The following is a 14250-nucleotide window of genomic DNA, read 5'->3' as shown; positions in this document are numbered from 1 at the left end:
GAAGCGCCCGCCGGCGAGCCTGGACGACACCTACACCGACCTGCGCAACCTGGGCCGGATCTTCGCGCGCCCTCGCGTGCCCCCGAAAGAAGAGGTGCTATGCCCCCTAGCGGTACCCGCCCCACCGACAACCTGGACGACGACGACTACCCCGCCTACACCATGGGCCGGGCCGCCGAGATGCTCTCCACCTCGCCCGCCTTCCTCCGCGCACTCGGCGAGAACCGCCTGATCACCCCCCTGCGCTCCGAAGGCGGCCACCGCCGCTACTCCCGCTACCAGCTGCGCATCGCCGCGCGCGCCCGGGAGCTCGTGGACCAGGGCACCAAGATCGAGGATGCCTGCCGCATCGTCATCCTCGAGGACCAGCTCGAAGAGGCCCAGCGCATCAACGAGGAACTGCGCTCCGCGCGGGCGCGGTAGGCCCCGGCCCCACGCGGCAGACCCCCGCGCGGGCACGGTGGCCCTCGGCCCCACTCGGCAAGCCTCACCCCACACGTACAGGGGCGGCGTCATTTGACGCCGCCCCTCCTTTGGTCCACCCTTTCACTACTCAATTAGTGAAAGGGTGGTGCACATGGCAGAATCCGCCGCGGTCGAGTTCCGCATCGACCGGCGCAGCGGCGTCGCCACCTACCTCCAGATCGTCCAGCAGACGAAACAGGCCCTGCGCCTGGGCGTGCTGGAGCCGGGGGACCGGCTGCCCACCGCCCGCGAGGTCGTCGAAGCCACCGCCATCAACCCGAACACCGTCCTCAAGGCGTACCGGGAGCTGGAGCGCGAAGGCCTCGTCGAGGCGCGGCGCGGGCTCGGCACCTTCGTCCGCAGGACGCTCGGCGGCGCGGCCGAGGCCTCCGCCTCCGACTCGCCGCTGCGCACCGAACTCGCCGACTGGGCCCGCCGGGCACGGTCGGCCGGGCTGGAGAAGGACGACGTCAGCGCGCTCTTCACGGCCGTACTGGACAGCACGTACAGGCTCGACAGCACGCACAAGGGGGACCAGGACAGATGACCGGTGCTGCGATCGAGGCCCAGGGCCTCGCCATGACCTACGGGCGCCGAGGGGGTGCGCGCCAGGCCCTGGACGGCTGCTCCTTCCGCCTCCCGGCCGGGCGGGTGTGCGCCCTGGTCGGCCCCAACGGGGCGGGGAAGTCCACCCTGTTGAACCTGGCGGCCGGACTGGCCCGGCCGAGCGCCGGGTCCCTGACCGTCCTCGGCTCCGCCGACCCCGCCGCCGTACGCGACCGCATCGCCTACGTCCCGCAGGACAAGCCCCTGTACCCGCAGCTCACCGTGGCCGACACGCTGTGGTCCGGCGGCGAGCTGAACCCCGGGCGCTGGGACCGCGCCACCGCCGACCGCGTCGCCGGGAAGCTGCCGCAGGGCGCCCGCGTCCGTACGCTCTCCGGCGGGCAGCGCACCCGCCTCGCCCTGGCCCTCGCGCTCGGCAAGCGGCCCGAACTCATGCTGCTGGACGAGCCGATGGCCGACCTCGACCCGCTCGCCCGCCACGAGCTGATGGGCCTGCTGATGGCGGAGAACGCCGAGTACGGCACCACCATCGTGATGTCCTCGCACATCCTCACCGAGCTGGAGGGCGCCTGCGACTTCCTGCTGTTCATCGACGGCGGTCGCGCCCGGCTCGGCGGCGAGGCCGAGGACATCGTGGGCGCGCACGCCCTGCTCACCGGCCAGGCCGGCCGTGAACTGGCCCCGCACACCGTCGTCGAATCCCGTACGACGGGACGTCAGCTCACCGCTCTCGTACGGAAAGAGGGCCCCGTGGACGAGACCCTCTGGGCCGTCACGGAACCCTCCCTGGAGGATCTCCTGCTCGCCCACCTCCGCTCCCCGGACGCCCCGCCGCTACTCACCCCGAGCGCGTCGACCGGGGCCTCCGGGGCAGGCCTGGGCCGTGAGGCGGTGGGCTCCGCATGAGCGCCGGCACCCTGCCCTCTCCCGGTTCTCCGAACCCGCCAGCTCCGCCGGAGCCCGGCGACGCCGGACCGTCCTCCACCTCCCTGCGCGGGTCCGTCCGGGTGCTCCTGCGCGTGCACCGGCGGAGCCTGTGGGCGGCGGGGGCGATCCTGGTCCTCGGCATCGGCATCGTGGCCGCTCTGCTCCTGTGGGTCGCCGTCCAGCGGTGCCCCGCCGAGAATGTGGCCGCGTGCGACGACGACGACATGTACGTCATCACCACCGCGCAGAACGCGTCCGAGAGCCTCCTCTCCGGCGGCGGAACGGCCATCCTGCTGCTGGCCGGCCTCCTCGGCGCCTTCGTGGCAGGTCCGCTGGTCGCCCGCGAGCTGGAGAACGGCACGTTCAGGATGGCGTGGGCCCAGTCGGTCTCCCCCGCCCGGTGGCTGGCGGCCCGGCTCGCCGTGCCCGCCGCCCTGGGCGTCGCCGGAATCTCCGTGCTCTGTCTCGTCTACCGCTGGGGCTGGAACGAGATCCGGGCCAACCCGTACGCGTCCGGTCTCGCCTGGTTCAGCGACAGCGTCTTCCCGGGCATCGGACCCGTCGCCATCGGTTACGTGCTGCTCGGTGTGGCGGTCGGCGCCCTGTGTGCCGTGCTGATCCGCCGCATGCTCCTGTCCATGGCCGTCACCGCCGTCGTGCTCGGCGTGGTCATGACCGGCTTCGGCATCCGCCGCTGGATGCTGTGGCCGGCCGACCGGCTCCTCGGCCGCGGGTACCCCGGCAGCGGCAGCTGGGTGACCGAGTCGGGGATGCTCACCGCCTCCGGCGAGAAGCTGCTCTGGCGTGACTGCGACTCGTCCTTCGACGCCCCGGGCGCGGTCGACTGCATGACCGCACGGGGCGGTGTCACCCACTTCACCGACTACCACCCCGCCGCCCACTTCTGGCCCCTCCAGCTCGTCGAGACCGGCATCCTGCTCGCTCTCGCCGCTCTCGCCGCCTTCGCCGCCTTCCGGGTCCTGCGCCGCCTGCACGGCTGACCCCGGGCCGGTACCGGCCGCACACCTCGCCGTCCGGGCCCCACGAGGGGTGGGCCCGGACGGCGATCAGCGTGCCGGCCCCGCGCGAGGCCGGGGCCTCGGCGGCGCACACGCACCGTCACCGCGCGACCGACCCGCAGGCACACCGCTTCCTGTACGTCATGTCTCCGTTACCAGCCATTCAGACACCCTTGCGACCCTCACGGGATGCAGCCAGCTCTGCCAGCCCCCCGCCGCGACCGGAGCGGGCGGGGTAACGCCTCCACCGGCCACCCCGGCCGGGACCCCGGACGCGCCCCCGGCCGAGACCTCGGGTTTCCCGGGCCTTCCGCGATCTTTCCCGGCTCCGACGCGACTGCTTCGCCCTCCACGCGGAACAATGGGTTCATGAGCCAGCAGCCCAGCTCCGAGGTCCCGGTCCCGTCCGTCCAGCCGTCCGTCGGCTCCCTCGCCGCGCACCGGCCGCACGCCGTCGCGCACTCCTCCTCCAGCAACGTCGGCTTCTCCACCGCCGCCGATCTGGGCCCCGATCTCGACGCCGACGCGGACGCGTACGAGCCCGACCGGGACGGCGACGAGCTGCCCCAGGGCCGCTTCCTGGACCGCGAGCGCAGCTGGCTCGCCTTCAACGAGCGCGTCCTGGAGCTGGCCGAGGACCCGACGACCCCGATCCTGGAGCGGGCCAACTTCCTCGCCATCTTCGCCTCGAACCTGGACGAGTTCTTCATGGTCCGGGTGGCCGGCCTCAAGCGCCGCATCGCCACCGGCGTCGCCACCCGCTCCGCCTCCGGCCTCCAGCCCCGCGAGGTGCTCGACCTGATCTGGACCCGTTCGCGCGAGCTCATGGCCCGGCACGCCGCCTGCTTCCAGCAGGACATCGCCCCGGCCCTCTCCGACGAGTCGATCCAGCTGATCCGGTGGCCGGATCTGACCGAGAAGGAGCAGGCCCGCCTGTTCACCTTCTTCCGGCAGCGCGTCTTCCCGGTCCTGACCCCGCTGGCCGTCGACCCCGCGCACCCCTTCCCGTACATCTCCGGGCTCTCGCTCAACCTCGCCGTCGTCGTCCGCAACCCGGTCAGCGGCCACCGCCACTTCGCCCGGGTCAAGGTCCCGCCGCTGCTGACCCGCTTCCTGGAGGCGTCCCCGCAGCGGTACGTGCCCATAGAGGACGTCATCGCGGCCCACCTGGAGGAGCTGTTCCCGGGGATGGAGGTGCTGGCGCACCACATGTTCCGGGTCACCAGGAACGAGGACCTGGAGGTCGAGGAGGACGACGCGGAGAACCTGCTCCAGGCGCTGGAGAAGGAGCTCATGCGGCGCCGCTTCGGCCCGCCGGTCCGCCTGGAGGTCGAGGAGTCCATCGACCCGTACGTCCTGGACCTGCTGGTCCGCGAGCTGAAGGTGTCCGACGCGGAGGTCTACCCGCTGCCCGGCCCCCTCGACCTGACCGGCCTCTTCGCCATCGCCTCGCTGGACCGGCCGGAGCTGAAGTACCCGAAGTTCATCGCGGGCACCCACCGGGACCTGGCCGAGGTGGAGTCCGCCTCCGCGCCCGACATCTTCGCCGCCCTGCGCGAGCGGGACGTCCTGCTCCACCACCCGTACGACTCGTTCTCCACCTCCGTCCAGGCGTTCCTGGAGCAGGCGGCGGGCGACCCGGACGTGCTGGCCATCAAGCAGACGCTGTACCGCACCTCCGGCGACTCCCCGATAGTCGACGCCCTCATCGACGCCGCCGAGTCCGGCAAGCAGGTCCTCGTCCTCGTCGAGATCAAGGCCCGCTTCGACGAGCAGGCCAACATCAAGTGGGCCCGCAAGCTGGAGGAGGCGGGCTGCCATGTCGTGTACGGGCTCGTCGGGCTGAAGACCCACTGCAAGCTCTCGCTCGTCGTCCGCCAGGAGGGCGACACGCTGCGCCGCTACTCCCACGTCGGCACCGGCAACTACCACCCCAAGACCGCCAGGCTCTACGAGGACCTCGGCCTGCTCACGGCGGATCCGCAGGTCGGGGCGGACCTCTCCGACCTGTTCAACCGGCTCTCCGGCTACTCCCGCCGCGAGACCTACCGCCGCCTCCTGGTCGCACCGAAGTCGCTGCGGGACGGACTGATCGCCCGGATCAACAAGGAGGTCGCCCACCACCGCGCCGGGCGCCCCGCCTACGTACGGATCAAGGTCAACTCGATGGTCGACGAAGCGATCATCGACGCCTGCTACCGGGCCGCCCAGGCGGGCGTGCCCGTCGACATCTGGGTGCGCGGGATCTGCGCGATCCGCCCCGGGGTCGCCGGGCTCTCGGAGAACATCCGGGTCCGCTCCGTACTCGGCCGCTTCCTCGAACACTCCCGGATCTTCTCCTTCGGCAACGGCGGCGAGCCCGAGGTGTGGTTCGGCAGCGCCGACATGATGCACCGCAACCTCGACCGCCGGATCGAAGCCCTCGTCCGGGTCACCGACCCCGCCCACCGCGCCGCACTCAGCCGACTCCTGGAGACCGGTATGGCCGACACCACCTCTTCCTGGCACCTGGGCCCCGACGGCAACTGGACCCGGCACGCCACGGACGCGGAGGGACAGCCGCTGCGGCACGTCCAGGAAATGCTCATCGATGCCCGGAGGCGCAGGCGTGCGACGCCCTGACCACCAGACGACGACCCGGCCGCCCGCCACGGACGAAGGCCCGGAGAACGGGAGCCCGGAGGGCCCGCCCCGGAGCCCCTCCCGGCCCCCCGCCGCCCCGCCCCGCCCCGACGACGGCGTGAGCGCCGAGGCCGTGCTCGCGCCCTACCTCCGGGGGCAGGCCGCGGACTTCCTGCGCAGCCTGCGCCTGCACCGCGAGCACAGCGCCCCCTCGGACGCGGGCGGCCAGGGAGCGGAGGCCGCGGCCCGTGCGCTGCGCCGCTCGGCCCGGCGCATCAGCGGCTCCCTCCACACCTTCCGCAACCTCCTCGACCCGGTCTGGGCCGACCACCTCCGTACGGAACTGGCCTGGCTCTCCGGCACCCTCGCCCGCGAACACGCGTACGCCGGCCGGCTCACCCGCCTGGTCGACGCCCTGCACCAGCTCTCGGGCTCCGCCCTCCCGGCGGCCCGCGGCGCCAAGCCCTCCGCGCGGGCCGGCGCGAAAGCCTCCGCCTCCCCCGACGCCCAGGGCCGGGCCGTGCTCGGCGTCGGGGCGGCGCGGGCCGGGGCGCTGCTGGAGCGCCAGCTCACCCTCGCCCGGACCCGGGCCCACTCCGCCGCGCTCCAGGCCCTCGGCTCCTCCCGCTTCCACGCGGTCGCCGACGCCGTGGCGCTGCTCGCCTCCGAGGTCCCGCTGGCCCCGGGCACCACGGGCCGGGGGGCCGAGGCGCTCCTGGAGCCCGCCGAACGTGCCGAGCAACGGCTGATCAAGGCGGTGGCGGAGCTGCCGCCCGACGAGTCGCCGGAGCCGTACAACGAGGCGCAGGACGCGCCGTGGCACCAGGCCCGCCTGCTGCTGCGGCTGCACCGGTACGCCCACGAGGTCGTCCTCGGCGCCGCCGACCCGGTCCTCACCGTCGCCGGGCACGCCCTGGACCTGCACCGGGACGCCTCCGAGGCGGCCACGGCGGCGGCAGCGGCGGCCCGCACCCCACGCATCGCCCCGGCCACCGCGTACGCCCTCGGGGTACTCCACGCCGACCAGCGCCACGAGGTGGAGTCCGCGCGGGCGGTGTTCCGGGAGACCTGGCCGTACGCGGCGGCCATGACGGCCCCGTGAGCGGGCCCGGGGAGCACCACCGCACCGAGGAGCACACCGTCCTCGCCGCGGGATGCGTCCTGTGGCGCCGCACCCCGGACGGCGGCGGGGTGGAGGTGTGCCTCGTCCACCGCCCCCGCTACGACGACTGGTCCTTCCCCAAGGGCAAGCTGAAGCGCGGCGAGGGCCCGCTCGCCGCCGCCGTACGGGAGGTCCTGGAGGAGACCGGCCACCACTGCGCCCCGGGCGGCCGGCTCCCCACCGCCCGGTACCTCGTCGACGGCCGCCCCAAGGAGGTCGCCTACTGGGCCGCCGAGGCGACGGGCGGCGCCTTCGAGGCCAACGACGAGGTGGACCGCCTCCTGTGGCTCTCCCCGGGGGCGGCCCGTACCCGCCTCACCCAGCCGCGCGACCGCGAGCAGCTCACCGCGCTGCTCGACGCCCTGCCCGCGGCGTGAACCGGCCACCGCCGCCGGAGGGGGAACCGGCCACCGCCGGGGCCCGCCCACCCCCGCCTGCCCGACACGGTTCACCTGCCGTTCACCCTCCCCCGTAGGCGGCTTCACCTGTTCTGCCTAATTTCGGACGTACACGGTGCGCGGCGCCAAGCCGCAGCAACCCTCCTCATCGCACGCCGCCGTAGAACGAACAGACCACGGCGGCTCCTGGAAGGAACACCCGAAAGTGAAGCTTCAGCGCAAGAACCGGCTTCGTGCCACCGCGCTCGGTGCCCTCGCCGTCTCCGGCGCCCTGGTCCTCACGGCGTGCGGTTCGGACGACAACACCGGCGGGTCCACCCCCGGCACGGGCGACAAGACCACCGCGGCGTCGAGCATCGACTGCGGCAACGCCAAGGGCCAGCTCCGCGCCTCCGGCTCCAGCGCACAGAAGAACGCCATGGACCTCTGGGTCAAGAACTACATGGCCGCCTGTTCCGGCGTGGAGATCAACTACAACTCCTCCTCCTCCGGTGAGGGCATCGTCGCCTTCAACCAGGGCACCGTGGGCTTCGCCGGCTCCGACTCCGCGCTGAAGCCGGAAGAGGTCGCCGAGTCGAAGAAGTCCTGCAAGACCGGCCAGGGCATCAACCTCCCGATGGTCGGCGGCCCGGTCGCCATCGGTTACCACCTGGAGGGTGTCGACAAGCTCACGCTGGACGCCCCGACCCTCGCCAAGATCTTCGACACGAAGATCAAGAAGTGGAACGACCCGGCCATCGCCAAGCTCAACGACGGCGTCGACCTGCCGGACAAGGCCATCCAGGCCTTCCACCGCTCCGAGGACTCCGGCACCACGCAGAACCTCGGCAAGTACCTCGGCGCCGCCGCCCCGAAGGACTGGAAGTACGAGGCCGAGAAGAAGTGGCCCGCCCCCGGCGGCCAGGCCGCGTCCAACTCGTCCGGCATCGCCGCCCAGGTGAAGCAGGTCGACGGCGCGATCGGCTACTTCGAGCTCTCCTACGCCAAGTCCCAGGGCATCTCCACGGTCGCCATCGACAACGGCGGCTCCGCCCCCGCCGAGGCCACCTCCGAGAACGCCTCCAAGGCCATCGCCGCCGCCAAGGTCACGGGCACCGGCAAGGACCTGGCCCTGGAGCTCGACTACACCACCCAGGCCGAGGGCGCCTACCCGCTGGTCCTGGTCACGTACGAGGTCGTCTGCGACAGCGGCAACAAGGCCGAGACGCTCGACACCGTCAAGTCCTTCCTCTCCTACGCCGCCTCCGACGACGGCCAGAAGATCCTGACCGAGGCGGGCTACGCCCCGATCCCGGCCGAGATCAACGCGAAGGTCCGCGAGACCATCAACGGCCTCTCGTAACGACCCCCGCGGTACGGGGCACCCGGCACGCACGACCCCGCCGGCCCCGCACCCGCCCGCACGGGGGCACCAGGCGCGCACGACGGCGCCGCCCCCCGCACCCGCCGCCCCGTACGGGGCACCCGGCGAGCACCACACCGCCGGACCCCCGTACGGCACGCGACACCCGGCAGGCCGGCCCGGCGCACCCCTCCGGACCGGCCCGCCGCCCGACCATCCGGTGCACCGCCGCCAGGGGAGCCCCCGGCTCCCCCACACAGACCGGAAAGACCATGGCTTCCACCACACCGACAGACACACCACCGGCCCCGCCGGCACCCCCGGAACGGGTCACGCTCGCCAAGACCACCGGGCGCGCGGGCGACAAGGTCTTCGTGGGCCTCTCCCGTGGCTCGGGCATCCTGCTGCTCGTGATCATGGCGTCGATCGCCGTCTTCCTCAGCTACCGGGCCGCCATCGCCATCTCGAAGGACGAGGGCAACTTCCTCACCACCTTCGACTGGAACCCGGCCGGTGACCCGCCGGTCTTCGGCATCGCCGTCCTGCTCTTCGGCACGGTCGTCAGCTCGATCATCGCGATGGTCATCGCGGTTCCGATCGCTGTCGGCATCGCGCTGTTCATCTCGCACTACGCGCCGCGCAAGCTGGCCGCCCCCATCGCGTACGTCGTCGACCTGCTCGCCGCCGTACCGAGCATCGTCTACGGCATCTGGGGCGCCCTCGTCCTGGTGCCGTACATGGAGGGCCTGAACCTCTGGCTCGACCAGTTCTTCGGCTGGACGTACATCTTCGAGAAGACCGAGGTCGGCGTCGCCCGCTCCCTCTTCACCGTCGGCGTGCTGCTCGCCATCATGATCCTGCCGATCGTGACCAGCGTCAGCCGCGAGGTGTTCCTCCAGGTCCCGAAGATGAACGAGGAGGCCGCCCTCGCCCTGGGCGCCACCCGCTGGGAGGTCATCCGCCTCTCGGTGCTGCCCTTCGGCCGCTCCGGCATCATCTCCGCCTCGATGCTCGGCCTCGGCCGCGCGCTCGGCGAGACGATGGCCGTGGCCACGGTCCTCTCCCCGAGCTTCATCATCTCGCTGCACGTGCTCAACCCGGGCGGCGGGACGTTCGCGCAGAACATCGCGGCCAAGTTCGGCGAGGCCGACGAGTTCGGGCGCGACGCCCTGATCGCCTCGGGCCTCGTCCTCTTCGTCCTCACCCTGCTGGTCAACGGCGCGGCCCGGCTCATCATCGCCCGCCGCAAGGAGTACTCGGGGGCCAACGCATGAGCCACGCATCCACCGCCGTCCAGGAACGCCCGACGCCGCCCACCGGCCCCCGCGGGCCGAAGTCCGGCCTGAGCAGCAGGTCGCTGCCGCGCCTGGCCCCCGTCGCCTTCGCCGTCGTATCGATCGCGCTCGCCGTCGGTCTCGGCCTCGCCGCCGGCTGGCACAGCAAGGTGCAGTGGGGCATGATCGCCGCGCTGTTCTTCCTGGCGATCTCGTACGTCGCCACCACCGTCGTGGAGAACCAGCGCCAGGCCAAGGACCGCCTGGCCACCAGCATCGTCTGGGTCTGCTTCCTCATGGCGGTCATCCCGCTGGCCTCCCTGCTGTGGACGACCGTCAGCCGTGGCGCCGAGCGCCTGGACGGCTACTTCCTCACCCACTCCATGGCCGGTGTGCTCGGCTCCGAGGCCAGTGGCGGCGTCTACCACGCGCTGATCGGCACCCTGGAGCAGGTCGGCATCGCCACCGTGCTCTCGGCCCCGCTCGGCCTGCTGACCGCCGTCTACCTGGTCGAGTACGGCAAGGGCGCCCTCGCCAAGGCCGTCACGTTCTTCGTCGACGTGATGACGGGCATCCCGTCCATCGTGGCCGGTCTCTTCATCCTGTCGATCATGCTGATCTTCGAGCTCCAGCCCTCCGGCCTGATGGGCGCGCTCGCCCTGACGATCCTGATGATCCCGGTCGTGGTCCGCTCCACCGAGGAGATGCTCAAGCTCGTCCCCAACGAGCTCCGCGAGGCCTCGCTCGCCCTCGGCATCCCGAAGTGGCGCACGATCCTGAAGGTGGTCCTGCCGACCGCGATCGGCGGCATCACCACCGGCGTCATGCTGGCCATCGCCCGTATCGCCGGTGAGACCGCCCCGATCATCCTGCTGGTCTTCGGCAGCCAGCTGATCAACGCGAACCCCTTCGAAGGCGCCCAGTCCTCGCTGCCGTTCTACATCTACGAGCAGTACAAAATCGGCGAGACCGCCTCGTACGACCGCGCCTGGGCGGCGGCCCTGGTACTGATCGCCTTCGTCATGATCCTCAACCTCGTGGCCCGCGGAATCGCCCGCTGGAAGGCCCCGAAGACCGGTCGCTGACGCGGCCATCAGCGACCTCCGAAAGAAGCAGTGATTCACCATGGCCAAGCGCATCGACATCAGCGGCCTCACCGCCTACTACGGCAGCCACCGGGCCATCGAGGACATCTCGATGACCGTGGAGCCCCGCTCCGTGACCGCCTTCATCGGCCCGTCCGGCTGCGGCAAGTCCACCTTCCTGCGCACCCTGAACCGGATGCACGAGGTCACCCCCGGCGGCCGCGTCGAGGGCAAGGTGCTGCTGGACGACGAGAACCTGTACGCCTCGAACGTCGACCCGGTCACCGTGCGCCGCACGGTCGGCATGGTCTTCCAGCGCCCCAACCCCTTCCCCACCATGTCGATCTTCGACAACGTGGCGGCGGGCCTGCGGCTCAACGGCAGCTACCGCAAGAGCGAGCTCAACGACGTCGTGGAGAAGTCCCTGCGCGGCGCGAACCTCTGGAACGAGGTCAAGGACCGCCTCAACAAGCCCGGCTCCGGCCTCTCCGGCGGCCAGCAGCAGCGCCTGTGCATCGCCCGCGCCATCGCGGTCGAGCCGCAGGTCCTGCTGATGGACGAGCCGTGCTCGGCGCTCGACCCGATCTCGACCCTCGCCATCGAGGACCTGATAGGCGAGCTGAAGGAGCGCTTCACGATCGTCATCGTGACGCACAACATGCAGCAGGCGGCCCGCGTCTCGGACCGCACCGCGTTCTTCAACCTCGCGGCGGTCGGCAAGCCCGGCCGGCTCATCGAGATCGACGAGACGGAGCGGATCTTCTCCAACCCGTCGGTCCAGGCCACGGAGGACTACATCTCGGGCCGCTTCGGCTGAGCCGTTGCCCCCATACGGCCTTGCGGTGCTGCATGGCGGTGCCACCACAAGGCGAAAGGGTCCGCCCCCGCTCTCCTCGGAGAACGGGGGCGGACCCACGTACGTACGGCATACGCGGCCGGCTCGTCGGCTCAGCCGAAGAGCAGCAGCACCGCGCCGTAGCTCAGCGCCGCGACCAGCGCAGCGGCCGGCATGGTGATGAACCAGCCGAGGATGATGTTCTTCGCGACGCCCCAGCGCACGGCGTTCACGCGCTTCGTGGCGCCGACGCCCATGATCGCGGAGGTGATGACGTGCGTCGTGGAGATCGGGGCGTGGAACAGGAACGCCGAACCGAACATGATCGACGCGCCGGTCGTCTCGGCGGCGAAGCCCTGCGGCGGGTCCAGCTCGATGATCTTCCGGCCGAGCGTCCGCATGATGCGCCAGCCGCCCGCGTACGTACCGAGGGAGAGCATCAGCGCACAGGCGATCTTGACCCAGACCGGGATCTCGTCGTTGGGACCCTCGATGTCGGCGATGACCAGGGCCATCACCACGATGCCCATCGTCTTCTGCGCGTCCTGGAGGCCGTGGCCGAGCGCCATGGCCGCCGCCGAGACCGTCTGCGCGATCCGGAAGCCGCGCTTGGCCTTGTGCGGGTTGGCCTTCCGGAACATCCACATGATGCCGACCATCACCAGATAGCCGGCGATCAGACCGACGAACGGGGAGAGGAACATCGGGATGACGACCTTCTCCAGCACCCCGGACCAGATCACGTCCGTACCGCCGGCCAGCGCCGCCCCGACCATGCCGCCGAACAAGGCGTGCGAGGACGAGGAGGGGAGACCGTAGTACCAGGTGATGAGGTTCCAGATGATCGCGCCGACCAGCGCCGCGAACAGGATGCCCATCCCCTTCTGCCCCACGGGCGTGGCGATCAGGCCTTCGCTGACGGTCTTGGCGACCCCCTGGCCCAGGAAGGCGCCGGCGAGGTTCATCACCGCGGCCATCGCCAGAGCCGCACGCGGGGTCAGCGCCCGGGTGGAGACCGAGGTGGCGATGGCGTTCGCGGAGTCGTGGAAGCCGTTCGTATACGTGAAGCCGAGCGCGACACCGATGGTCACGATCAGCGCAAAGGTGTCCACGAGGTTCAGGACTCCTTGACCGCGATGGTCTCCACGGTGTTGGCGACGTGCTCGAACGCGTCAGCCGCCTCTTCCAGCACGTCCACGATCTGCTTCAGCTTCAGCACCTCCATGGCGTCGTACTTGCCGTTGAAGAGCTGGGCCAGCAGCTTGCGGTGGACCTGATCGGCCTGGTTCTCCAGGCGGTTGATCTCGATCCAGTACTCGGTGAGGTTGGCCATGGTCCGCAGCCCCGGCATGGCCTCGGCGGTCAGCTCCGCCGCACGGGCCAGCACCTCGATCTGCTGCTCGACACCTTTGGGGAGCTCCTGCACCTGGTAGAGGACGACCAGGTCGACGGCCTCCTCCATGAAGTCCATGATGTCGTCGAGCGAGGACGCCAGCTTGTAGATGTCCTCACGGTCGAACGGCGTGATGAAGGAGGAGTTCAGCTGGTGGAAGATCGCGTGGGTGGCGTCGTCCCCCGCGTGCTCCGCTGCCCGCATACGCTCCGCGATCTCGACTCGGGAGGCAGAATCCGCCCCGAGCAGTTCCATCAGGAGTTTCGAGCCCGTGACAATGTTGTCCGCAGACGCGGAGAACATGTCGTAGAAGCTCGTCTCCCTGGGGGTCAGACGAAAGCGCACGTGGGGTCCTCGGGATGCTTTGGATTCGGTCAGGCTGATGCTAGGCGCATCATCCGGCCACGGCTAACCGGCGTTCTTCAGTGTCGCCCATGGAGAACGGGTATCAGCACCGGGCCCCGGTCACGTTTCCGCCGGATTCGTTACGATATACCCGGCAGGGGTATATCAGGGTCAGGTAGGCGGGCCTACGGCGTCAACGGCCGGCGGTCATCGGCACCACCGGCCACATCAGGCCAGAGCACGCCGTAGCGGGCTGGACCAGCTCGCACGAGGACAACGGGAGGACGCAGATGACCACCACCGAAACCACGGGCGCGGGCGCGGGAGCGGGGTCTGAACCGGCGGGGGTCCCTGCGGCGACCACGGGCGCGACCACGGGCGGGGCCACGAACGCGGCGGTGACCGCACCGGCAGCCGTTCCGTCGACGAACGCACCGGCAGCCGCGTCGGCGACGAACGCACCGGCAGCCGCATCCGCGACCGCCTCGGCGCCTGTCGGTGCCGAGGGGATCGTGACCGACCACGACCGCGGCATCCACGGCTACCACCACCAGAAGGACGAGCACCTCAAGCGGCTGCGCCGGATCGAGGGCCAGATCCGCGGCCTCCAGCGCATGGTCGACGAGGACGTCTACTGCATCGACATACTCACCCAGGTCTCGGCCTCCACCAAGGCCTTGCAGTCCTTCGCCCTCCAGCTGCTGGAGGAGCACCTGCGCCACTGCGTCGCCGACGCGGCGGTCAAGGGCGGCGAGGAGATCGACGCGAAGGTCGAGGAGGCCACGAAGGCGATCGCCCGGCTGCTGCGGACGTGAA

14 protein-coding genes are annotated in these 14250 nt (G+C 71.1%); 12 read left to right on the top strand and 2 right to left on the bottom strand.

Annotation, left to right across the window (positions count from 1 at the left end):
* The first annotated feature begins 99 nt into the window (after window positions 1-99).
* The 11 genes from AB0917_RS18870 (at window position 100) to pstB (ending at window position 11678) form a co-directional block, all read left to right on the top strand.
* Window positions 100-423, top strand: coding sequence for a MerR family transcriptional regulator (locus tag AB0917_RS18870; RefSeq protein WP_366820699.1), 324 nt, complete (start codon window positions 100-102; stop codon window positions 421-423).
* A gap of 154 nt (window positions 424-577) precedes the next feature.
* A complete protein-coding gene (locus AB0917_RS18865; RefSeq protein ID WP_366820698.1) occupies window positions 578-1012 on the top strand; it encodes a GntR family transcriptional regulator in 435 nt (144 codons plus the stop codon).
* On the top strand, window positions 1009-1938 hold the full coding sequence (locus tag AB0917_RS18860; protein ID WP_366820697.1) for an ABC transporter ATP-binding protein: 930 nt from the start codon (window positions 1009-1011) through the stop codon (window positions 1936-1938). Before AB0917_RS18865 ends, AB0917_RS18860 begins: the two co-directional genes overlap by 4 nt.
* Window positions 1935-2960 carry an ABC transporter permease gene (locus AB0917_RS18855; RefSeq protein WP_366820696.1) on the top strand — a complete coding sequence of 342 codons (1026 nt, stop codon included), beginning with the start codon at window positions 1935-1937 and terminating at the stop codon, window positions 2958-2960. The genes AB0917_RS18860 and AB0917_RS18855 overlap by 4 nt, the downstream gene beginning before the upstream one ends.
* 387 nt (window positions 2961-3347) lie before the next feature.
* Entirely contained in the window at window positions 3348-5600 is a 2253-nt protein-coding gene (locus AB0917_RS18850; RefSeq protein WP_366820695.1) for an RNA degradosome polyphosphate kinase, read from the top strand.
* Window positions 5569-6702: a CHAD domain-containing protein gene (locus tag AB0917_RS18845; RefSeq protein WP_366820694.1), complete on the top strand. Its 1134-nt coding sequence runs from the start codon at window positions 5569-5571 to the stop codon at window positions 6700-6702. Before AB0917_RS18850 ends, AB0917_RS18845 begins: the two co-directional genes overlap by 32 nt.
* Window positions 6699-7139: an NUDIX hydrolase gene (locus AB0917_RS18840; RefSeq protein ID WP_366820693.1), complete on the top strand. Its 441-nt coding sequence runs from the start codon at window positions 6699-6701 to the stop codon at window positions 7137-7139. Before AB0917_RS18845 ends, AB0917_RS18840 begins: the two co-directional genes overlap by 4 nt.
* Before the next feature lie 226 nt (window positions 7140-7365).
* Complete coding sequence (gene pstS / locus AB0917_RS18835; protein ID WP_366820692.1) at window positions 7366-8502, top strand: phosphate ABC transporter substrate-binding protein PstS; 1137 nt, start codon at window positions 7366-7368, stop codon at window positions 8500-8502.
* Between the two features lie 272 nt (window positions 8503-8774).
* The gene (gene pstC, locus AB0917_RS18830; RefSeq protein ID WP_366820691.1) at window positions 8775-9776 is read left to right on the top strand and encodes a phosphate ABC transporter permease subunit PstC; all 1002 of its coding nucleotides are present in this window, start codon (window positions 8775-8777) and stop codon (window positions 9774-9776) included.
* Window positions 9773-10861, top strand: a complete 1089-nt coding sequence (pstA, locus tag AB0917_RS18825; RefSeq protein ID WP_366820690.1) for a phosphate ABC transporter permease PstA — start codon at window positions 9773-9775, stop codon at window positions 10859-10861. Before pstC ends, pstA begins: the two co-directional genes overlap by 4 nt.
* A 40-nt stretch (window positions 10862-10901) precedes the next feature.
* The gene (gene pstB, locus AB0917_RS18820; protein ID WP_366820689.1) at window positions 10902-11678 is read left to right on the top strand and encodes a phosphate ABC transporter ATP-binding protein PstB; all 777 of its coding nucleotides are present in this window, start codon (window positions 10902-10904) and stop codon (window positions 11676-11678) included.
* 131 nt (window positions 11679-11809) lie between these two features.
* Here the strand turns inward: pstB and AB0917_RS18815 are convergent, their stop codons facing one another.
* Window positions 11810-12808: an inorganic phosphate transporter gene (locus tag AB0917_RS18815; RefSeq protein ID WP_366820688.1), complete on the bottom strand. Its 999-nt coding sequence runs from the start codon at window positions 12806-12808 to the stop codon at window positions 11810-11812.
* 5 nt (window positions 12809-12813) lie between these two features.
* On the bottom strand, window positions 12814-13434 hold the full coding sequence (locus tag AB0917_RS18810) for a DUF47 family protein (protein ID WP_015610166.1): 621 nt from the start codon (window positions 13432-13434) through the stop codon (window positions 12814-12816).
* A gap of 509 nt (window positions 13435-13943) precedes the next feature.
* Here AB0917_RS18810 and AB0917_RS18805 point away from each other — a divergent pair.
* A complete protein-coding gene (locus AB0917_RS18805) occupies window positions 13944-14249 on the top strand; it encodes a metal-sensitive transcriptional regulator (RefSeq protein ID WP_175467283.1) in 306 nt (101 codons plus the stop codon).
* The last annotated feature ends 1 nt before the right edge of the window (window position 14250 follow it).

The sequence above is a fragment of the Streptomyces sp. NPDC007346 genome, from assembly GCF_040703535.1.
GTDB lineage: Bacteria > Actinomycetota > Actinomycetes > Streptomycetales > Streptomycetaceae > Streptomyces.
This window is presented reverse-complemented; position numbering and strand designations above follow the sequence as displayed.